Raw genomic sequence first — 20945 nt, forward strand, 5'->3', positions numbered from 1 at the left:
ACATTGGACAAATTGGTGATCGAAGGCGGGAGGCCCTTGTCGGGATCCATACGTATCCATGGAGCGAAAAATGCCGCACTGCCTATTATGGCTGCCAGCCTGATGTGTGAGGGCCAGGTGCAGCTTCGCAATGTCCCTCGTCTGCTCGATATTGACGTGATGCTCGGCATATTGAGCAGACTGGGAGGTGTAGCAGTCCAGCAAGATGATACCGTCATCCTTGACGCTAGTGGCGCCAATTCTAGCCATGTGCCGGAAGACTTGATGAAGCAAATGAGATCGTCTATTTTCCTTATGGGTCCTTTGCTGGCTCGGTTCGGAGAGGTTTGCATCTATCAGCCTGGCGGCTGTGCGATCGGGGAAAGAAAGATAGATTTGCATTTAAGAGGACTTGCGGCGCTTGGTGCAAAAATCGAAGAGAACGATCATCAAATTTGGTGCAGAGCCGTCAGGTTGGTAGGCAATGATATTCATCTGGATTTTCCTAGCGTCGGGGCGACGGAGAATATTATGATGGCAGCTGCACTAGCTGAAGGAACGACCGTCATTACAAATGCTGCGCGTGAACCTGAGATTCAGGATTTGCAGCATTTCTTGAATGCGATGGGGGCTAACATTATTGGCGCCGGAACAGACACGATAACGATTCAGGGGGTTGCTTCTCGAACCATGCGAGTATGAGATTATCCCCGACCGAATAGTTGCGGGAACTGCGTTGATCGCGGCGGCGGCAACACGGGGAAGCATAACGGTGACGCATAGCAATCCTGCTCATCTGACGTCTTTGATTCATGTGCTGCGCCGCTCTGGTGTTCAAATAGGTGCTTACAATGATATAATATCCGTGAGCAGCAATGGAAGGCCCAAAGCGGTTGAGAAGATCATCACTTCTCCCTACCCTTCTTTTCCTACTGATCTTCAGTCTCAGGTGATGGTGCTGCTGTCTCTTGCGGATGGGCTTAGCTTAATGAAAGAGACGGTCTTCGAAGGTAGGTTCAGGCATGTCGATGAATTAGTGCGGATGGGGGCCGATATTTCGGTTGATTTAAATACGGCATTCATACGCGGTGTACCCCGATTATATGGAGCGACAGTAGAAGCGACCGATTTGCGGGCAGGTGCCGCATTGGTCATTGCTGGTCTTGCCGCACAGGGGAAGACGGTGGTGGAACAGATTCATCATATCGATCGTGGTTACGAACACATTGAACATATGTTCGGACGGCTAGGCGGCGTTATGCGGCGGGAGAATTCCACGCTGAAACAATTGGACCTAGCTTAATAGATTTGGTGCCTGTCCCCTCCTGAGGAGGGGATATAAGGCTTTGATGCTGAAAATCAGCATTTTGGAACATATTTATGGTAGTATCGAAATCACGTTTATATTAAGAATAGTATTTTGCGGGGAAAGAAAATATGATATTAAAAGTAAATGTGCCTATTCTTAAGGAGCCAAGTCCGAAAAAGAAAAGCAGTCGTAAAATTATGGTGATCCTCATTTTGTTATTTATTGCCATACTATGCGTTCTTTTTTTTCGCTCCTCATTAAGTAAAATCTCGGACATTAAGTTTCAAGGAAACATATTTGCGAGCGAGAAAGAGATGCTGAGTATCAGCGGTCTTGAGATTGGAGCCCCCTTCTTCGGGACAAGCTCTGATAAGGTTGAAGCAAGGCTAGCTAAGCTTCCATCGGTCGAGACAGCAACGGTAAAGAAGTCTTTCCCGGATCGGTAACTATCACGATCAAAGAATACCCTCTAGCGGCCTATCAAATGACTTCCGATGGCTCACTCAAGGGGTTTTTAGCGAATGGCACGGTTATCGATCTGAAGAACGGGACTATGCCGATGGAGAAACCGATTTTGACTGGATGGAAGTCTGATGATCCTAATCTGGGTAAGCTGTGCACGGCATTAGCGCAAATCCCTGATTCACTGACTTCGGACATTTCCGAGATTACTCCTTCGCCTACGTTGTCTTATCCTGACCGAGTCAAGATCTATACCAGATCTCATTTTGAGGTGATATCTGCGATTTCACTGCTGCCTGCTAAGGTGGAGTATATGAACATGATTCTCGAAGTACAGGACCCAGGGACATTAACGATGCTAGAGGCCGATTCCTATGTGCCATACAGTCAGGATGAAAGCAAGGACGGTAGTGAAAATGATACTACTCATTAGTGACAATCAATGGTAAAATACATTTTATGGACAAGTTTCCTTTCTCCTTCTTTTTTCTCCTTGTTTTTTGCATAATTGGCGATTGCGTTTAGTCCCGTGTATAGTATTTGTATAGACGGAAATGCTTATCGTCCTGCATGTAAAAGTTGTAGATTAAAAAATTTGTAGAAAAAGAGGGAAAGGTTAACTGACGTTGAATTATTTTAGAGAGTATATTTTTAATGCTATTATTTTTATTTGGAAATAGGAGGTGCCAAGGGCTTGAGCAACAATGACATCATTGTTAGTTTGGACATCGGTACATCCAAAGTTCGTGCTATTATAGGGGAAATTAATAATGGATCCTTTAATATTATTGGGGTTGGATCTGCCGACTCGGAAGGTATTCGCAAAGGTGCGATTGTAGATATTGACCAAACCGTACAATCGATTCGCAGTGCAGTGGATCATGCGGAACGGATGGTAGGTATTCAAATATCAGAAGTATACGTCGGCATTTCGGGTAATCATATCGGACTCCAAACGAGCCATGGAGTGGTAGCCGTACAAAATGAAGACCGGGAAATCGGTGAGGAAGATATTGAACGTGTTCTTAAGGCTGCGGAAGTGATTGCTTTGCCGCCTGAACGGGAGATTATCGATGTAGTCGCCAAGCAATATGTAGTTGACGGTCTGGAAGGGATTAAAGATCCACGTGGAATGATTGGTGTCCGCCTCGAGGTAGAAGCTACGATCATCACTGGGAGCAAGACAGCGATACATAACCTGCTTCGCTGTGTCGAGAAGGCGGGACTGAAAGTTCACGATCTGGTACTATTATCCCTGGGAGCCGGTCAGCTTGCTTTATCCAAAGACGAGAAAACGATGGGCTCTGTGCTGGTAGATATCGGTGCCGGGTCCACAACGATCGCAGTGTTTGAAGGCGGCACGATCGTTGCGACATCCACGCTTCCGATTGGGGGAGAATTTATAACGAATGATATTGCTTACGGACTCCGCACTCTAACAGATCAAGCGGAGAAGGTTAAGCTGAAGTACGGTTGTGCCTCAATTGTAGATTCGGCACCGGACATCAACTTTAAAGTAACGAGGATCGGCAGCAATGTGGATAAGGAATTCACACAGGAGGATCTTGCCGCGATTGCAGAGCCTAGGGTACAAGAGATTTTTCAGTTAATCCGCGATGAAGTAAGGCGACTCGGATATAGCGATATGCCCGGAGGATACATTCTTACGGGTGGCACGTCATCGATGCCAGGCTTATTAAAGGTTGCTCAGGACGAATTGTCGACCTCTGTGCGAATTGCTGTACCCGATTATATCGGTGTGCGTGATCCAGGATTTACGGGTGGTGTCGGGATTCTCTATAAAGTTATCAAGAATGTTCGCATCCGTAGCAATGTAGGTCCTAAGAAAACTACAAACCGTACTAAGCCTGTATCCGCTCAGGAAACGACGCGGAAGACAGGGATTATGGAACGTTTGAAAAACTTATTTAGTGAATTTATATAATTGGTTCTTGAGGAATGGACGAGCCATCCATGCATAATGAGGGGGAGATGGAAGAGTATGTTAGAATTTGATTTTGATATGGAGAGCTTGGCTCAAATTAAAGTCATCGGTGTAGGCGGTGGCGGAAGTAACGCCGTGAACCGGATGATCGAGAATGGTGTGCAGGGCGTAGAATTTATTACAGTGAATACGGATGCCCAGGCTTTGCACTTGGCCAAATCCGAACATAAACTGCAAATTGGTGATAAGTTGACACGCGGTCTTGGTGCTGGCGCCAATCCGGAAGTGGGCAAGAAGGCTGCTGAAGAATCCCGTGATTTAATCGCTAATACTTTGAAGGGTGCCGATTTGGTGTTCGTTACGGCTGGTATGGGTGGCGGTACCGGTACTGGTGCTGCTCCTGTTATCGCTGAGATTGCCAAGGAGTGCGGCGCACTGACAGTTGGCGTTGTGACCCGTCCGTTCACTTTTGAAGGACGTAAGCGTCTTTCGCATGCTGAAGCGGGGATTGAAGCTTTGAAAGAGAAGGTAGATACGCTGATCGTGATTCCGAACGATCGCCTCCTCGAGATAGTTGATAAGAAGACTCCAATGCTGGAAGCATTCCGCGAGGCCGATAATGTACTTCGCCAAGCGGTGCAAGGCATCTCTGACTTGATCGCAGTACCAGGCTTGATCAACCTTGACTTCGCTGACGTGAAGACGATTATGACCGAGCGCGGATCAGCACTTATGGGTATCGGTCTGGCTACTGGCGAGAACCGTGCTTCTGAAGCTGCACGTAAGGCGATTATGAGCCCGCTGTTGGAAACTTCTATCGAAGGTGCCCGCGGCGTAATTATGAATATTACAGGCGGTTCAAACCTGTCTCTGTATGAAGTCAATGAAGCGGCCGAGATCGTGTACGCTGTTTCAGATCCCGAAGTGAATTTGATCTTTGGTGCTATCATCGATGAGAACTTGAAGGAAGAGATTAAAGTAACGGTTATCGCAACAGGTTTTGATAGCAAACCTGCTGTGCATCCTGGGCGTGTGAATCCGGCTGGCGGTGTCTCTGAGATACAGGATAGTCGTTCGAACGCTACGCTCCGTCCATTTGGACATCAGAACAGTTCATCGGATCAATTGGATATTCCTACTTTTCTCCGCAATCGCTCCCGCAAGGAGTAGCTCACCTAGACAATAAGTCTTCCCCAAAGACCTTATCCCTTTTTAAAGTGGATAAGGTCTTTTTTCTTTTCAATTCTATAGATGTTGAACTATAGAGTGTAGGAAATAGGCGAGAGGGTTCGATATTCAAAAGAAGAGAAGCTTTGAATATCGAACCTTGGTGAAATGATTCTGAAGAAGCTGAGAGCTTTCTGAAAGAAAGCTACTTCGCGGCTACCTTCTACATACTATTATTAGTTCAACTTCTATAGACAACCTCTTTTATTGCTGTGTCGTGGCAAAATCTAGCGGATTGATGGGCTCGACAAAATTAGTGCGAACTTTCATTCAATTTTAGACAGACTTCACAGATAGATGCCTATATACTGATAACCATCTACGTGTCGGAGGTGCTCCTAGCAGCTTCTAAAGTTGCGTATTTGCGCACTTCCTGACTGACCACATATTCATAAGTTGTGTTTTGATTAATCTCTTTCTAGTAGTGCGAGTTCAAAAAGGTCGGTTTTCAGCACCGATGCTTATGCTTCCGATGTGCGTTTTTTCAAACGCTTCAGTTGGATGAAGCTAGGGACGAAAGGAGCGTAGCGTAGGCAAAACCTACCTGAGCACCTGAGATGTTTCCGGAGGGAACATGACTTCATCGCTAGAAAACCTACATCTGGATCGCGGTCGCTCATCTTTGAATGACTTCGATCGGATCAAAATCGGACTTTTTGAATTACCTCTAATAGCAGAGGGAACGGGCAGGTGAATGGGACTGGTAGTATACATCGATTTAATATTTTTGCTCAATCTGCTGATCGATGCGAGCCTACTTCTCGTTACTGCCTGGATGAGAAAACAAAAATTCGTGTTCTGGCGGCTCTTGGCTTCGGCTGCATTTGGGGCTGCTTATGTCGTTATGATGTTCTTGCCGGAACTATCATTTCTCTATACCTTCCTGGTGAAATTTCTATTCTCGGTCGTTATGCTATGGATCGCTTTTGGTTTCAAAAGTTTGCAATCCTATTTGCGAAATTTGGGAGCTTTCTATGTGATCAACTTTGTAGCAGCCGGGGAATATTGGGAATTCACTATTTACTGCAAAGCTACAGCGAGGTGTTTAATGGGATCTGGTATTCCACCTCAGGGGGCTTAGCTTCTCGCTAAAGGTAGGAACGTTATTCATGATGATCGTCTTCATTGTGGTGTTACTGTGGTTCCGAGCGGTGATGTCTGCACGCCGAAGATTGGAACGGATCGATACCTGTCTGGCGGAAGTATCTGTACGAATTGAAGATGCTACGATTCACTGTACAGGATTAATCAACACCGGCAACCAGCTTAATGACCCCTTTAGTCGTCTGCCGGTCATGGTGATGGAAGCTTCGCTCTGGGAACAATATTTGCCGAATACACCCAGCAACAGATGGAGTATGGAGAATGCGGACAACCTCATTCTGACATGGAGTGATGATGAAGCGTTCCAATGGCGCGATCGGTTGCGTCTCATTCCTTATCGAGCAGTCGGTAAAGGAACGCAGTTCATGATTGCACTAAAGCCGGATGAAGTATGTGTGATGACAGATGGGAACGAGGTCATAACGACCCGGGTTCTTATTGGTCTTGACGGAGGAGTCCTGTCTTCAGAGGGTGTGTACCGGGCGATTATTCATCCGGCACTAACGGAAGGCAAGGAGAATGGAGATAATCCGGTGAAGACGAGAGGGCCGGATGAAATGGCGACAGGTTCCGCCTGGCTAAAGTCAATAATAGGAACGGTACATGGGAGGATCAGGAGCATGCGTGTAAAGTGGAAATTGATCTTGCAGCTGCAGTACTATCGGATGCTATTTATTTTAGGACTCAAGAGTGAAGAAATCTATTATATTGGCGGAAGCGAAGCTCTGCCGCCTCCATTGACGCGTGAGGAAGAGGAGTATTTATTGGAACGTCTCCCATCAGGAGACTCGGCGATTAGATCGATGCTGATCGAACGTAATTTAAGGCTCGTTGTCTATATTGCCAGGAAGTTCGAGAATACTGGTATTAACATTGAAGATCTCGTCTCGATCGGGGCGATTGGATTAATAAAAGCAGTAAATACGTTTGATCCGGAGAAAAAGATTAAGCTAGCTACCTATGCCTCACGTTGCATTGAGAATGAAATATTGATGTATTTACGCCGTAATAGCAAGATCCGTACTGAGGTGTCTTTTGATGAACCACTGAATATCGATTGGGACGGTAATGAATTGCTCCTGTCGGATGTGCTAGGTACAGAGAACGACACGATCTATCGGAATATTGAAGAACAGGTTGATCGCAAGTTACTGCATAAAGCACTTGATAAATTAAGTGATCGGGAGAGAATGATCATGGAGCTACGCTTCGGTCTTGTAGATGGAGATGAGAAGACACAGAAGGATGTAGCTGATCTTCTGGGCATCTCTCAGTCCTATATTTCAAGATTAGAGAAGCGCATTATTAAGCGGCTACGTAAGGAATTCAACAAAATGGTATAGGCCGTAAGAGACAAATCAAGCACAGCTTGTCCTCTCCCGGGAGGAATAAAAATACAGTCCAAGGAGATACTTATCATTAATGTTTCTCCTTGGGAGGTAAGACACGATGACCCGTAACAAAGTCGAGATTTGCGGTGTGGATACTGCAAAATTGCCCGTTCTAACCAACGCGGAAATGCGTGAATTGTTCCATTCTTTACAGCAGGATCACGTAAGATCAGCCAGAGAAAAGTTAGTGAATGGCAACCTCAGGCTCGTACTGAGTGTCATCCAGCGTTTCAACAATCGGGGGAGTATGTAGACGATCTGTTTCAAGTCGGCTGCATCGGACTTATGAAAGCCATCGATAATTTTGATTTATCGCAGAACGTTAAATTCTCAACCTATGCTGTGCCGATGATCATCGGAGAGATACGCCGCTATTTACGTGATAATAATCCGATTCGTGTGTCGCGTAGCCTGCGTGACATCGCCTACAAGGCGTTGCAGATGCGGGACAGCCTTACGAACCAGAACTCCCGTGAACCGACGATATTTGAAATATCCGAGGCGCTCGGATTACCTAAAGAAGATGTTGTATTCGCGCTCGATGCGATCCAGGACCCCGTCTCTTTGTTCGAGCCGATCTATCATGACGGAGGTGATCCGATCTATGTCATGGATCAGATTAGCGACGACCGGAACAAGGATGTGTCGTGGATCGAGGAGATTGCACTGCGCGAAGCGATGCAACGGCTTGGCAATCGCGAGAAGATGATATTATCGATGCGCTTCTTTGAAGGCAAGACGCAGATGGAGGTAGCTGATGAGATTGGGATCTCGCAGGCCCAGGTGTCGAGGCTTGAGAAATCTGCCATCTTACAAATGCAGAAGCATGTAAAGTCTTAGTTCAACATATCTAAGAGACCCCTGTGTAAACAAGGGGTCTTTTCTATTTTGGGCTTGTATATCGCTACGGGCGGTGATTTTCTGCACGTCCCGGTCATATGATATAGGAGCGAGAGGCTGTGGCGAGGGGGCGCAGGCAGTATGGAGAATGTAGTTAGGGCGAATATGAAAATATCGGACTTTCAGACGAAGGAAGTTATCAATGTGGTTGATGGGAAGAGACTCGGTCATATTAGCGACCTGGAGATTGATCTGCGTCAGGGAATCATAGAGGCGATTGTAATACCCGTTAACACGAAATTCATGGGCATATTCGGAGGAGGATCTGATCTCGTGATTCCATGGAAGAACATTGTGAAGATCGGCGCGGATGTCGTGCTGGTGAAGATGGATGAGCTGCGAGAACCCAGGATTCAGCAGCAGTATGAGACTACCGTCTATATTGAACGGGACGGGAGAGCCGAACGCCGCAGCTAACAGCTGCGGCTTTATTGTTATGCCAGTGTCGACTTATGGTACACTGTTAGAGGTAGAAACACAATCGTAATAGTCTAATATGTGTATGAGTGAGGGGATGAATGATGGAACCATATATTAGGAACGATAATGGACAGCAGCCAGAGCGATACGAGTTGAACACTTGGCAGCTTATGATGCCTGATTTAAGCGCGGGCTTTAGCGGTAGACACGGTGGGGTAAGTATAGCCCCTTATGATAGTCTTAATTTAGCTTATCACGTGAACGATGATCCAGAGGCAGTTCTACAGAACCGAAGATTACTAGCCGAATCGCTCGGATTCCAGCCAGACGCATGGACCTGTGGGCAGCAGGTGCATGGAAATCGAGTTGTAGTGGTGGTTGCTGAGGCTCGTGGAAAGGGATACCTGGACATGGCAGATGCGTTGCAGGATTGTGACGGACTCGTGACGAATGTTCCCGGAATTCTGTTAACATCATTCTATGCAGACTGTGTTCCGTTATATTTTCTCGATCCGATCAAGCGGATTGTGGCTCTAGCTCATGCTGGCTGGAAGGGAACCGTACTACGCATAGCTGAAGAAGTGATTGGGACGATGAAGAGTGAGTTCGGCTCTGATCCGGATCATATTCATACGGCTATCGGACCTAGCATAGGGGAATGCTGTTACGAGGTTGATGACGTGGTGATGACGCGAGTCCACCAGACGCTGAGAGAGATTGGGGCATCTGATTTAGCTGCGGATGTAGCCCAAACGTCCCAAAATGAAGGAAAGTTCATGCTGAACTTGAAAGAATTGAATCGAATTATTATGATAAAAGCAGGAATATTGCCGACTCATATCGAATGTACATCATGGTGTACGAGTTGTCACCATGATAAATTCTTTTCTTACCGCAAAGATAATGGGGTAACAGGAAGAATGGCGAGTTGGATTGGCATGAAAGAGAGGTGATCCTTTCTTGTCACTTCAAGATCGGATACAGCATGTGGAAGAACGCATTCAGGCGGCCTGCGACCGCAGTGGACGCAACCGGGATGATGTGAATATCGTCGCCGTAACAAAATACGTGTCGGTTGAAATGACGCGAACAGTGCTTGACCAGGGAGTTCTCAATATAGGAGAGAATCGTCCGCAGAGTGCGGTTCCCAAATGGGAGACACTACAAGGGCGGGGAACATGGCATTTTCTCGGCCATCTGCAAAGCAGAAAGGTTAAGGATGTCGTAGGTAAATTTAAATATATCCATTCCTTGGACCGAATCTCGCTGGCAGAGGAATTGGACAAGCGAGCGGCTACAAGCGGCATAGAAGTGCTCGCATTTGTACAGGTCAATGTATCAGGAGAGTCTACCAAGCAGGGGCTTGAGCCCGGAGAGGTCGAGGCGTTTCTAAAGGAAATGGACAGCTATAGTCATATTAAGGTCATCGGACTAATGACGATGGCTCCCATTGAGGAAGAACCGGAGCTGACACGGCCTGTATTCCGCAGGCTTCGTGAATTACGAGATGAGCTCAATGCAAAGGCGGTTACTAGTGTGCCGCTGACGGAGCTATCCATGGGAATGTCAGGTGATTTTGAAATTGCGATTGAAGAAGGAGCAACCTGGGTACGCCTCGGTACTATTTTAGTGGGGAAAGGGGAGGAAGATTAATGGGAGTAATGAACAAATTCATGAATTTCTTAGGCCTCCAGGAAGAGGAAGAAATTGTGGAACGCGAAGGAATTACTAATCTGGAAGAGCCTGAGTATGAAACTCCAAACTTTGAAACCCGTAAGAATCAGAGGGGAAATAATGTGGTTAGCATTCATTCGCAAAAAAATGTAAAAATGGTGCTATACGAACCAAAATCCTATGAAGAGGCTCAGGAGATTGCCGATCATTTGCGGTCACATCGCTCTGTTGTTGTTAATTTGCAACGCGTCCGTAACGATCAGGCTTTGCGGATCATCGACTTTCTCAGCGGAACGATCTACGCTCTAAGCGGTGGTATTTCGAAGATCGGGGGCAATATATTCTTATGCACGCCAGATACCGTTGAGATTCAGGGAGCGATTTCTGAGTTATTATCTGAGGAAATAGACTATAACAGAATAATGAGGTGATGACATCTTGGATTCAGCAACAATTAATTCTATCGTCTGGATAGCGTATAATATTTATTTCTATATGATTTTCGTGTACATTTTGATGTCGTGGCTTCCGAATGCTCGGGACAGTTTCATAGGTGAACTGCTTGGGAAATTAGTCGAGCCGTTCCTGGCGCCATTCCGGAAATTCATTCCCCGATTATGGGGATGATCGACATTTCGCCGATTGTCGCATTGTTCGTGCTCCGTCTGGCTGCTGTAGGGCTGACCAGCGTGCTCAACTATGTGCTCGCGGGGTAGAAGCGGCCAATGAAGATGGAGATTTATGAGCATTTCAAGCCAGAGGAGCGCCAGTTTGTTGACCGTGCCTCCGAGTGGGTCGTTAATGCCGGGGAATACCATGAAGTCAGGCTGACTGACTTTCTGGATCCGCGGCAATGTTTTATATTGGAGTCATTGGTCAATCGCCATCCTGATGTTGCTGTGCGAATAGATGGCGGGTATGAAGGGGCGGAGAGGTGTCGAGCATTCATCGCTCCTGATTACAGGGAGTTGGACCATGAGCCAATGAAGATGAAGGTGCTAAACATCACTTCGGGAGATCAGAAATTTATAACATTACAGCATGGCGATTATCTAGGGGCTATTCTCGGTCTGGGGCTCAAGCGGGACAAAATTGGCGATATTCATGTACATGAAGATGGGTGTCACGTGATTGTTACGGAAGATATCGCTGCCTATCTTGATCTACATTTGCGCCAGGTTCACCGTATCGGAGTCATGACCGAAATTGTGGAGTTATCAGCGCTTCGGCCGGTCCATACTGAACTGCAATCTTTGGAATTGACAGTAGCTTCCTTGCGGCTTGATGGAATCGTAAGTGATGTGTTCCGCTTAAGCCGTAGCAAAATTCTTGCACCGATCAAGGCAGGCCGCTGTAGGGTGAACTGGAAGACAGAGGAGGATCCTTCGGCTCCGTTAAAGGCCGGGGATATTGTCGCATTGCAAGGATTTGGTCGCTTCAAAGTACTGGAGACGGACGGTATGACAAAAAAAGGCAGACTTCGCGTGAAAATCGGTAAATTTGTCTGAGTGTATTGCAGGAGATCGTGGATTGCTGTCGAAATTATCTAACCAGTAAATAATTGTCTGATTGTAAATTGTAATGTTGTGATTATATAAAAACAAATATCCTTCCGACATAGGGAGAGATTGAATTTTATAGGAGGTGCGGTAATGCCATTAACACCGCTGGATATACATAACAAGGAGTTTTCCAGACGAATTCGCGGTTATGATGAGGATGAAGTTAATGAATTTCTGGATCAAGTCATTAAAGATTATGAAATTGTAATCAGAGAGAATAAAGAGCTTCACAACCAAATGCTCTCATTGCAGGAGAAACTTGATCATTTTGCTAACATTGAGGACACGCTTAGTAAGACGATTATTGTAGCTCAGGAAGCTGCCGATGAAGTGAAGAACAATGCCAAGAAGGAATCACAGCTCATCGTGAAGGAAGCGGAGAAGAATGCCGACCGGATCGTGAATGAAGCGCTGGTGAAGTCGCGCAAGATCGCGATGGAAGTGGAGGAGCTGAAGAAGCAGGCCTCCATCTATCGAGCTCGGTTCCGTACGTTAGTGGAAGCACAGCTCGATCTGCTAAGTGTGGACGGTTGGGATACGTTAGAGAATCGTGAGCCGGAACGTTCGTATGATAGTGAGCGCGAACGCGAAGCGAAGGAAATCTACTAGTGCGAGTTCAAAAGGCCGGTTTTCAGCACCGAGAAGATTGGATGAAGCTAGTGACTGAGGAGCAGAGCGTACGTTTTGGGTACGTGAGCGCGGAAGGGCCGGCTGAATTCAAAGATTCGATGTCGAATAAGTTTTCAGTGTTTCGTGATCAAAATTGGACTTTTTGAACAGCCTCTACTAGAGGTTTCAACAAGATCTATGCATCCTTGACTGTTGCGGGTTGACATCAGGATGACAATAAGTTATATATAATATCATATTGTGCAGGTGCTGCACACAACTGAATTAGATATTTGATGATGGGAACAAGTACGTTGCGTATTTGATCTGCAGAGAGTTGGCGAATGGTGAGAGCCAATGTTCAGGTCGCAAACGGAATATCCTCCCGGAGAAGCAGGGCTGAAGTTAAATTCTGAAGAAGAAGTAAGCCTTTGCCGGCGGTCGGCCGTTATACCGAACCCATATGTATGTATGGAGCTGAGTGTCATATGGCTTAAGCGCATGAATTCATTTCGTGCGTACGATAGCGATATGGAACAAGGGTGGTAACGCGAGTTAGAGTCTCGTCCCTTTTTAGGGATGGGGCTTTTTTTATTTTCCATGAAGAAGGGAAGAAGTATTAAGATGCAAAAAGTGGATGTTAAAGAAGGGGCGCGCAATCGTGATTTGCGTATCTTGAACAAGTGGTCGAAGGAGGACACGTTCAAGCGGAGTATCGAGAATCGTGCAGACCGTCCGAACTATGTATTGTTCGAAGGACCTCCAACTGCGAATGGTCTACCGCATATCGGCCATGTATTGGGTCGGGTAATCAAGGACTTTATCGGCAGATACCAGACGATGAAGGGATATCGCGTCGTTCGTAAAGCGGGTTGGGATACGCATGGATTACCGGTTGAACTCGGCGTTGAGAAGGAATTGGGTATTTCGGGCAAACAGGAAATCGAGAACTACGGTGTCGAGGAATTCGTTAAAAAATGTAAGGACAGCGTATTCGGCTATGAGAAGCAGTGGCGGGAATTTACCGAAGCTATCGCTTATTGGACCGATCTAGATCATCCATACATTACGCTGGAAAATAACTATATCGAGAGCGTGTGGAATATTCTAGCTACGATTCACGATAAAGGATTGCTCTACCGTGGTCATCGCGTTAGCCCTTACTGCCCGTGCTGTCAGACGACACTCAGCTCTCATGAAGTAGCTCAGGGTTATGAGGATGTGAAGGATCTGAGTGCCACAGCCAAATTCAAGCTGGATGACAGCGGTGAATATGTGCTTGCTTGGACTACAACGCCATGGACTCTGCCGGCGCACGTCGCTCTAGCGGTTAATCCTGAGATGGAATATGTACGGGTGAAGCAGGAGGATGGAGTATACATCGTCGCTAAAAACCTTGTCGAGAAGGTCATGAAGGGTGACTACAGCGTTGTATCCAGCCTTAAGGGAAGCGATCTGGTCGGAAAAACCTATACGCCACCATTTTCTTATATTCAGGCTGATAAGATTAATGTCATTGTTGGTGCCTCTTATGTTACCGACACAAGCGGTACAGGGATCGTTCACATGGCCCCTGCTCACGGGGAAGATGACTACCGGACCTGCCGTGAGAACGGCATTAGCTTCATTAGTGTAGTGAACGGCCAAGGCCGATACACAGATACAGTTAGCGACTTCGCTGGACGCTTCGTTAAGGATTGCGATCTGGACATTGTTAAGACTCTGTCCGAGAAAGGTCTGCTCTACAGCAAGGAGAAGTACGAGCATAGCTATCCGTTCTGCTGGCGTTGTAAGTCACCGCTGCTCTATTATGCCATGGAGAGCTGGTTCATTGAGACGACTGCGGTCAAAGACCAACTGATTGCTAATAACAACACGGTGCAATGGTATCCTGAGCATATTCGTGACGGACGCTTCGGTAAATTCCTTGAGGAATTGGTTGACTGGAATATTAGCCGTAACCGTTATTGGGGAACGCCGCTTAATGTCTGGGTCTGCTCGGACTGCGGTGGTCAATTTGCTCCACACAGTCTAGCTGATTTGCGTGCTCATGCAATTGGAGAGGTTAGCGAGAATTTAGAACTCCATAAACCATTTGTGGATGAAGTGAAGGTAAGCTGCCCACATTGTGAAGGCGGAGTTATGGAGCGGACATCGGAAGTGATCGACGTCTGGTTCGACAGTGGCTCCATGCCATTTGCCCAACATCATTATCCGTTTGAGAACGAAGAGACATTTGCAAGCCAATTCCCGGCAGACATGATCTGTGAAGGTATCGACCAGACAAGAGGCTGGTTCTATAGTTTGCTCGCTGTGTCGACCCTGTTTACTGGAAAGGCGCCATACAAATCGGTCATCGCAACAGGGCTTGTTCTGGATGAGAACGGCTTGAAGATGTCGAAATCCAAGGGTAATGTCATCAACCCATGGGAGATCATCAATGAGCTTGGTACAGATGCTTTCCGTTGGTCACTGCTGTCCGATAGCGCACCATGGAATAATAAGCGCTTCTCCAAGGGAATTGTAGCTGAAGCCAAATCTAAAGTGGTTGATACGCTTGTTAACACTCATGCGTTCCTGACTCTCTATGCTGGCATCGACGGCTACAAGCCGGAAGAGCATCCTTACCGTCCTTCCAGCAACAAGCTGGACCGCTGGATTCTATCCAGATTGAACAGCCTGATCCGTCTCGTAGACAAAGGCGTTGCTGTTAACGACTTCGTGAATACGTCCAAAGCAATTGAGAACTTCATCGATGAGTTGAGCAATTGGTACATCCGCCGTTCGCGTGACCGTTTCTGGGGCAGTGGACTTGGTGAAGACAAACTGTCGGCATATCAGACATTGACTAATGTACTACTGACCTTGTCTAAGCTGATGGCTCCGTTCACACCGATGCTAGCCGAGGACATCTTCACGAATCTAGGTGGTGGAGAGAGCGTACATCTTACCGATTATCCAGTTTGCGACGAAGCGATGATCGACGAGGCATTGGAACAGGATATGGAGACAGCGCGGCAGATCGTTGAGTTGGCACGTAATGTCCGCAATGAGACGAGTATCAAGACACGCCAGCCTCTCTCCAGCCTGATTGTCTCTATGGATCGTGACTTTGCGCTTGCAGAATACGAAGAGATCATCAAGGATGAGATCAATGTGAAGCAAATTGAAGTCGAACACAGCGATAGTGGATTTGTTGACTTTACGCTTAAGATGAATCTCCGCGTTGCTGGTAAGAAATATGGCAAGAACATTGGCTTCCTGCAGAATCATCTCAAGAACCTAGCAGCTGACCAGACGCGTCAGATTGTTACAGATGGATATATGAACATTACATCACCTGAAGGTGAAGAGCTTCAGATTACTTCAGAGGAATTGCTAGTTGAGAAGCAAGCAAAAACAGGTTTCGCCTCCGCTTCAGGCTATGGCTTGACTGTGGCACTCAATACAGATATTACTGCAGAACTCGAGCAAGAAGGATGGGTTCGTGAGGTGGTACGTGCGGTACAGGATACGCGGAAGAAGCTCGATCTGCCGATTGAGAAGAGAGTTCATCTGACGCTTGATGTGGATGATGAGCTGAAGGCAGCGATCGTCGCTTTTGAACATGTGCTTCGTGAGAATGTGCTCATTACCAATGTCTCATTCGGTAAACCTGCTGGTTCGGAGACGATTGAGCTTGGTTCGAAAACGATCGGAGTTCATATCGAAGCCTAAACATCAAAAGCGGAATTTTGAACTTCCAAGTTCCAATATAGGTTCAAACATTTCGGTTTTCAGCACCAAAGCTTATGCTTACGATGTGCGTTTTTTCAAAACGCCTCAGTTGAATGAAGCTAGGGGTTGAGGAGCGGAGCGTACGTAGTAGGTACGAGAGCACCGGAGACCCCGGTTGAATTCAAGATTCGAAGCCGAATCAACTTCTCGATTCACTTCGTGATCAAAAGCGGAATTTTGAACTTCCACTTAGGCTATAATAACAAATAACCCAAAGAACGAGCTTGGGGTGCTCAAAGCAGTCCCAAGCTCGTTTCTTTATGTGTAACGGAGGTGCCCGGAATGATTCGGCGTAAAGGAAAGCCAAATGTCAGCCCGGAGAAAACAACAGAAGCTGAAGATCCAACTCAGCATACAGCAATGCCGGAGACATGCGAAGAGCAAATCAGAGACATGTATAATCTAACCCTAAAGTGGACGCAGCAGCTTGAAAGATCACGGATTGCTCAATACACCGAGCTGCTGAACCGTCCATGGCGTCTCATTTGGCTCAATATATTATCAGGTACAGCACGCGGCGTTGGAATTGCCGTGGGTTTTACTTTTTTTGCGGCAACTATTATTTATGTTTTACAGGTGTTAGGGGCATTGAATTTGCCGATTATTGGTGATTATATCGCCGATATTGTACGGATCGTTCAACGCCAGCTTGAGCTTAATACGTATTAGGACCACCTTCCAGATCATCATCATCTACATAATCGCCGGCATCCATGGATTGCTTCCAGCTTTTGCTACGATAAAAGCAAACATTTTCACCATATATATCGGTAGCGATGAAGCTCTCCAATGGTTCAACAAATCCGTCCAGCTCAGCCGATGCTTCGATCTCCATATCGTTATAATCCGATATATCCCGACCTTCTGCCATAGCTGGTGTATTAGAGCTCCCAAAGCTCTCGACAATCTGCCAGGCGTCTTCACCGTCGAACCCGTTGTATTCGTGTTCATCCAGACTACTTCGTCCAAATGGGGGATACAGGAATTGTTCTTCGACAGGACGAGCTACAGAGTGAAAGGTTTGCGGACTATGCTCTTTACAATAAGTGGTCTCGGGAATAGCGCTTAGCCGTTCGAAGCTAATCGGCTTGCCACAGGTGGAACAGATTCCGTAGGTTCCATTGTCCATTTTCTGCAATGCGGCTTCAATACGGGTTAATTGCAGCTCATTATGCTCAATAAGTGCCAAATCCTTGCCGCGCTCATACACCTCGGAACCGAGATCCCCTGGATGATTATCTAGGGTAGATAGCTCATTTGTGGTGTCGCGGAGTGAATCCTGCAGCCCGTAATGATCATTATTAGTCAGCCGCTCCTTGATGTCGTGTAGGGAGTTGTTCAATTTGGTTCTTAGCTCAGCAAGCTGATGCTCGGATAAATGGGGCATATCGAGAACTCCTTTCTCAGGAAAGACCATTAGGGAATTTGTTATAGCGATATTTTGCGCAAAACCGTGACGTTTTACCTAAGGAAAATCCTTTCGCGCATGGACGTGTTTCCTCTTGCTATGCTACAATAGACAGGTCTTGCATGTGGTGAATCCTGCCGGTAAATTCAGCAGGGAAATGAAAGAATGAGGTGAATTCCCGCGTGATTTATTTTTTGATCGCATTGGTTGCGTTTCTAATTGACCAAGGTACGAAGTATTTAATCGCCACTCAATTAATGATTGGTGAGCAGATTCCGGTAATCGGCAACTTCTTCCTCATTACATCAAGCCGTAATCGCGGCGCAGCATTCGGTATTCTGCAGGAGCAGCGTTGGTTCTTTATTGTGATTACAGTGGTTGTGGTAGTAGGTATCATTTGGTATTTGCAGAGAATCAGACGCACAGGCAAGAGACTGTTGCCTATCGCGCTCTCGCTGGTGCTTGGCGGCGCAGTCGGGAATTTCCTGGACCGTGCTGTAAATGGCGAAGTTGTAGATTTCCTGCAGTTGAATTTCGGTTCGTATACGTTTCCGATCTTTAATGTCGCGGATTCTTGCATTGTGATCGGTGTTATTCTCATTGTGCTTGATTCCTTGCTTGATATCCGCAAAGAGAAGCAAACATCAAGTACAGGTCAGGAGCAAGAGGAGCAGCTATGAATTTGGAACAGCATGAAATGATCGAGTCTGAACTTCCGTCGTATGAATGGGAAGCAAATGAGAAGAACAGGATCGATAAGTTTGTCAAAGATCAGCTTGGGGACGAGTATTCACGCAGTACGATCCAGTTGTGGATTGAGGATGGGCATATCCTTGTGAATGGCGAATCTGTTAAAGCAAATTATAAAGTAAATCCAGGGGATCAGGTGACGCTGACCATTCCGGAAGCGGAAGCAGCAGAGATCATTTCCGAGGATATATTGCTCGATGTATATTATGAGGACGCGGATGTCATTGTCGTGAATAAACCGCGTGGCATGGTCGTGCATCCAGCACCAGGACATGCCTCAGGTACGCTAGTCAATGCCTTGATGTTCCATTGCAAGGACTTGTCAGGTATCAATGGTGAGCTTCGACCAGGGATTGTCCATCGAATCGACAAGGACACTTCTGGTCTGATAATGGCAGCTAAGAATGATAAAGCGCATGCCTCATTAGCAGCTCAATTAAAGGAACATTCAGTGACGCGCAAGTACTTTGCTTTGGTCCACGGTAATCTGAGCCATGATCAAGGTACGATCGATGCACCGATTGGACGTGATCCTCATGATCGCAAAATGTACACGGTGATCGAGAAGAACAGCAAGCAAGCAGTAACACATTTTCATGTGGTGGAACGTTTTGGCGACTACACGCTGGTTGAACTTAAGTTGGAGACTGGGCGGACCCATCAAATCCGGGTACATATGAAATTTATCGGCCATCCTTTAGTCGGTGACCCTATGTATGGACGTAGTAAAGGGGTTAAAATGGATGGGCAGGCGCTTCACGCCGCCGTACTTGGTTTCATTCATCCTTCCAGCGGAGAATATATTGAGTTCGCAGCACCGATCCCTGACGATATGGAAATGGTGCTACAATCGCTTCGCAGCCGCTAAGTTGAGCTAATGTTAAATGTATACTTAATAGCATCTTTGGTAATGGGATTGTTATAATCCTATGCTGGAGGTGCTGTTTTTTTATTTAAAGACATAAGGCGATCAGAAATTTATTGCAAAAAAGTACAAACGATGCGGCGATTAATCCATTCTCTAAAGATCATTTTTACAGCATAGTTATAGTATTAATGTAGGTTAGTCAGTGAAATGCTGTGCAACTGATTGTGAATATAGACTGCAAAAGGTTGTTCATAAGGAGATGGAGAAATCATGAGCGTAGAGATGTATCAAAAGACATATATTCAGATGCAGTTCGCAGAGCGCATTGGCGGGGCGAATTACGGTAAAGATACGGCTATTTATAAATTTGAGAAAATCAAACGAGCCAAGGCTGCTGCAAAGAAAGAACGCCCTGAGCTGGAGTTAATCGATATGGGTGTAGGCGAGCCGGATGAGATGGCGGATGAAGGAATTGTAGCCAAACTGGCGGAGGAGGCAGCAAAACCGGAAAACCGCGGCTATGCCGATAACGGGATCGCAGAATTTAAAATCGCAGCCGCTCGGTATTTGCAAGAGGTATTTCAGGTTGATGGAATTGATCCAGCGACGGAGATTGTCCATTCCATTGGTTCTCAGCCGGCATTAGCTATGCTGCCTACATGCTTCATCAATCCCGGAGATATTACGATTATGACGGTACCGGGGTATCCGATTCTCGGAACTCATACTCAGTATTTGGGCGGAAGTGTATATACCGTACCCCTTACAGTGGAAAATCATTTTCTACCGGATCTAGATTCTATCCCGGAGGATATTGCGTTAAAGGCAAAGCTACTATATTTGAATTATCCTAACAATCCAACAGGAGCATGTGCTACAGTGGAATTCTTCACTGAGGTTGTAGCCTGGGCTCGCAAATATAATGTGATTGTCATTCATGATGCGCCCTATGCAGCGTTAACTTATGATGGAGTCCGGCCACTCAGCTTCCTGTCTGTACCTGGAGCGAAGGATGTTGGGGTTGAGCTTCATTCTCTCTCAAAATCATATAATATGACTGGTTGGAGGATCGGCTTTGTTGCAGGTAATCCATTGATCGTTAAAGCGTTCAGCGACGTTAAGGATAACAACGACTCTGGCCAATTTATTGCAATCCAGAAGGCTGCCATTCACGGTTTGGCTCACCCAGAAATTACAGAAGCGATCGCGGCTAAATATTCAAGGCGCCATAATCTTTTGGTGACCACACTAAATGAACTTGGGTTTAGCGCAGTAAAGCCAAAAGGTTCCTTCTTCCTCTATGTTGCGATTCCCAAAGGAGTTGATGGCGGTCCAAGATTCGAATCAGCAGAGGATTTCTCACAGTATTTGATCCGGGAAATGTTAATCTCCACGGTCCCATGGGACGATGCCGGACATTATGTCCGGTTCTCAGTTACATTTGAAGCCAGCGGGACCCATGAGGAACAATCTGTCATTGCTGAAATTAAGCGACGTTTAAGTCAAGTCAACTTCCAGTTTTGAGGAATTATAGAGAAATATAATGAAAAGCGCCAGATC

18 protein-coding genes, 4 pseudogenes and 1 other annotated feature are annotated in these 20945 nt (G+C 46.4%); of the genes and pseudogenes, 21 read left to right on the forward strand and 1 reads right to left on the reverse strand.

Going from position 1 to position 20945, the window contains the following annotated elements:
- Positions 1-3 precede the first annotated feature (3 nt).
- The 18 genes and pseudogenes from murA (at position 4) to RE628_RS08875 (ending at position 17028) form a co-directional block, all read left to right on the forward strand.
- Positions 4-1282: pseudogene (murA, locus tag RE628_RS08790) on the forward strand (UDP-N-acetylglucosamine 1-carboxyvinyltransferase).
- Between the two features lie 134 nt (positions 1283-1416).
- On the forward strand, positions 1417-1734 hold the full coding sequence (locus RE628_RS08795) for a cell division protein FtsQ/DivIB (RefSeq protein WP_309158387.1): 318 nt from the start codon (positions 1417-1419) through the stop codon (positions 1732-1734).
- 38 nt (positions 1735-1772) lie between these two features.
- Complete coding sequence (locus RE628_RS08800; RefSeq protein WP_309158388.1) at positions 1773-2183, forward strand: cell division protein FtsQ/DivIB; 411 nt, start codon at positions 1773-1775, stop codon at positions 2181-2183.
- A 261-nt stretch (positions 2184-2444) separates the two neighbouring features.
- Complete coding sequence (gene ftsA / locus RE628_RS08805) at positions 2445-3695, forward strand: cell division protein FtsA (RefSeq protein WP_309158389.1); 1251 nt, start codon at positions 2445-2447, stop codon at positions 3693-3695.
- Positions 3696-3752: 57 nt separating this feature from the next.
- Positions 3753-4865, forward strand: coding sequence for a cell division protein FtsZ (gene ftsZ, locus RE628_RS08810; protein ID WP_309158390.1), 1113 nt, complete (start codon positions 3753-3755; stop codon positions 4863-4865).
- Between the two features lie 751 nt (positions 4866-5616).
- A complete protein-coding gene (locus tag RE628_RS08815; protein ID WP_309158391.1) occupies positions 5617-6003 on the forward strand; it encodes a sigma-E processing peptidase SpoIIGA in 387 nt (128 codons plus the stop codon).
- Between the two features lie 73 nt (positions 6004-6076).
- Positions 6077-6466, forward strand: a pseudogene (locus RE628_RS08820) (sigma-E processing peptidase SpoIIGA); the annotation flags it as partial.
- Between the two features lie 180 nt (positions 6467-6646).
- Positions 6647-7369, forward strand: coding sequence for an RNA polymerase sporulation sigma factor SigE (gene sigE / locus RE628_RS08825; protein ID WP_068782039.1), 723 nt, complete (start codon positions 6647-6649; stop codon positions 7367-7369).
- A gap of 106 nt (positions 7370-7475) precedes the next feature.
- Positions 7476-8257: pseudogene (sigG, locus tag RE628_RS08830) on the forward strand (RNA polymerase sporulation sigma factor SigG).
- Between the two features lie 141 nt (positions 8258-8398).
- Positions 8399-8734, forward strand: coding sequence for a YlmC/YmxH family sporulation protein (locus RE628_RS08835; protein ID WP_309158392.1), 336 nt, complete (start codon positions 8399-8401; stop codon positions 8732-8734).
- A 104-nt stretch (positions 8735-8838) separates the two neighbouring features.
- Positions 8839-9690, forward strand: a complete 852-nt coding sequence (pgeF, locus tag RE628_RS08840) for a peptidoglycan editing factor PgeF (RefSeq protein WP_309159414.1) — start codon at positions 8839-8841, stop codon at positions 9688-9690.
- Positions 9691-9697: 7 nt separating this feature from the next.
- On the forward strand, positions 9698-10390 hold the full coding sequence (locus RE628_RS08845) for a YggS family pyridoxal phosphate-dependent enzyme (protein WP_309158393.1): 693 nt from the start codon (positions 9698-9700) through the stop codon (positions 10388-10390).
- A complete protein-coding gene (locus RE628_RS08850) occupies positions 10390-10842 on the forward strand; it encodes a cell division protein SepF (protein ID WP_309158394.1) in 453 nt (150 codons plus the stop codon). The genes RE628_RS08845 and RE628_RS08850 overlap by 1 nt, the downstream gene beginning before the upstream one ends.
- Positions 10843-10906: 64 nt before the next feature.
- Positions 10907-11127, forward strand: a pseudogene (locus RE628_RS08855) (YggT family protein).
- Positions 11128-11136: 9 nt separating this feature from the next.
- On the forward strand, positions 11137-11919 hold the full coding sequence (locus RE628_RS08860; RefSeq protein ID WP_309158395.1) for a YlmH family RNA-binding protein: 783 nt from the start codon (positions 11137-11139) through the stop codon (positions 11917-11919).
- A gap of 144 nt (positions 11920-12063) precedes the next feature.
- Positions 12064-12582 (forward strand): DivIVA domain-containing protein, encoded by a 519-nt coding sequence (locus RE628_RS08865; protein WP_309158396.1) that lies wholly within the window; start codon positions 12064-12066, stop codon positions 12580-12582.
- A gap of 287 nt (positions 12583-12869) precedes the next feature.
- Positions 12870-13156 (forward strand) — a binding site (T-box leader).
- Positions 13157-13206: 50 nt separating this feature from the next.
- The gene (gene ileS / locus RE628_RS08870; RefSeq protein ID WP_309158397.1) at positions 13207-16299 is read left to right on the forward strand and encodes an isoleucine--tRNA ligase; all 3093 of its coding nucleotides are present in this window, start codon (positions 13207-13209) and stop codon (positions 16297-16299) included.
- Between the two features lie 420 nt (positions 16300-16719).
- Complete coding sequence (locus RE628_RS08875; RefSeq protein ID WP_309159415.1) at positions 16720-17028, forward strand: DUF5665 domain-containing protein; 309 nt, start codon at positions 16720-16722, stop codon at positions 17026-17028.
- On the opposite strand, the gene RE628_RS08880 is transcribed toward RE628_RS08875, so the two are convergent.
- Positions 17015-17746, reverse strand: a complete 732-nt coding sequence (locus RE628_RS08880) for a TraR/DksA C4-type zinc finger protein (RefSeq protein ID WP_309158398.1) — start codon at positions 17744-17746, stop codon at positions 17015-17017. The genes RE628_RS08875 and RE628_RS08880 overlap by 14 nt on opposite strands.
- A 203-nt stretch (positions 17747-17949) precedes the next feature.
- Between RE628_RS08880 and lspA the strand changes: the two genes are divergently transcribed.
- The 3 genes from lspA to RE628_RS08895 all read left to right on the forward strand — a co-directional run bounded on the left by lspA (position 17950) and on the right by RE628_RS08895 (position 20909).
- Complete coding sequence (lspA, locus tag RE628_RS08885; protein ID WP_309158399.1) at positions 17950-18447, forward strand: signal peptidase II; 498 nt, start codon at positions 17950-17952, stop codon at positions 18445-18447.
- A gap of 17 nt (positions 18448-18464) precedes the next feature.
- The gene (locus RE628_RS08890; RefSeq protein WP_375143102.1) at positions 18465-19385 is read left to right on the forward strand and encodes an RluA family pseudouridine synthase; all 921 of its coding nucleotides are present in this window, start codon (positions 18465-18467) and stop codon (positions 19383-19385) included.
- Positions 19386-19655: 270 nt separating this feature from the next.
- Complete coding sequence (locus tag RE628_RS08895) at positions 19656-20909, forward strand: LL-diaminopimelate aminotransferase (protein WP_309158401.1); 1254 nt, start codon at positions 19656-19658, stop codon at positions 20907-20909.
- Positions 20910-20945 lie beyond the last annotated feature (36 nt).

Source organism: Paenibacillus sp. D2_2, assembly GCF_031199965.1.
Lineage (GTDB): Bacteria > Bacillota > Bacilli > Paenibacillales > Paenibacillaceae > Fontibacillus.

Bases quoted from the DNA above. Each gene is read 5' to 3' on its own strand.
- RE628_RS08880 (WP_309158398.1), bottom strand. From the start codon at position 17,746: ATGCCCCATTTATCCGAGCATCAGCTTGCTGAGCTAAGAACCAAATTG.
- RE628_RS08860 (WP_309158395.1), top strand. From the start codon at position 11,137: ATGAAGATGGAGATTTATGAGCATTTCAAGCCAGAGGAGCGCCAGTTT.
- RE628_RS08835 (WP_309158392.1), top strand. From the start codon at position 8,399: ATGGAGAATGTAGTTAGGGCGAATATGAAAATATCGGACTTTCAGACG.
- ileS (WP_309158397.1), top strand. From the start codon at position 13,207: ATGCAAAAAGTGGATGTTAAAGAAGGGGCGCGCAATCGTGATTTGCGT.
- RE628_RS08795 (WP_309158387.1), top strand. From the start codon at position 1,417: ATGATATTAAAAGTAAATGTGCCTATTCTTAAGGAGCCAAGTCCGAAA.
- pgeF (WP_309159414.1), top strand. From the start codon at position 8,839: ATGGAACCATATATTAGGAACGATAATGGACAGCAGCCAGAGCGATAC.
- RE628_RS08865 (WP_309158396.1), top strand. From the start codon at position 12,064: ATGCCATTAACACCGCTGGATATACATAACAAGGAGTTTTCCAGACGA.
- ftsZ (WP_309158390.1), top strand. From the start codon at position 3,753: ATGTTAGAATTTGATTTTGATATGGAGAGCTTGGCTCAAATTAAAGTC.
- RE628_RS08875 (WP_309159415.1), top strand. From the start codon at position 16,720: ATGCCGGAGACATGCGAAGAGCAAATCAGAGACATGTATAATCTAACC.
- RE628_RS08800 (WP_309158388.1), top strand. From the start codon at position 1,773: ATGACTTCCGATGGCTCACTCAAGGGGTTTTTAGCGAATGGCACGGTT.
- RE628_RS08890 (WP_375143102.1), top strand. From the start codon at position 18,465: ATGATCGAGTCTGAACTTCCGTCGTATGAATGGGAAGCAAATGAGAAG.
- sigE (WP_068782039.1), top strand. From the start codon at position 6,647: ATGCGTGTAAAGTGGAAATTGATCTTGCAGCTGCAGTACTATCGGATG.
- RE628_RS08895 (WP_309158401.1), top strand. From the start codon at position 19,656: ATGAGCGTAGAGATGTATCAAAAGACATATATTCAGATGCAGTTCGCA.
- RE628_RS08850 (WP_309158394.1), top strand. From the start codon at position 10,390: ATGGGAGTAATGAACAAATTCATGAATTTCTTAGGCCTCCAGGAAGAG.
- RE628_RS08815 (WP_309158391.1), top strand. From the start codon at position 5,617: ATGGGACTGGTAGTATACATCGATTTAATATTTTTGCTCAATCTGCTG.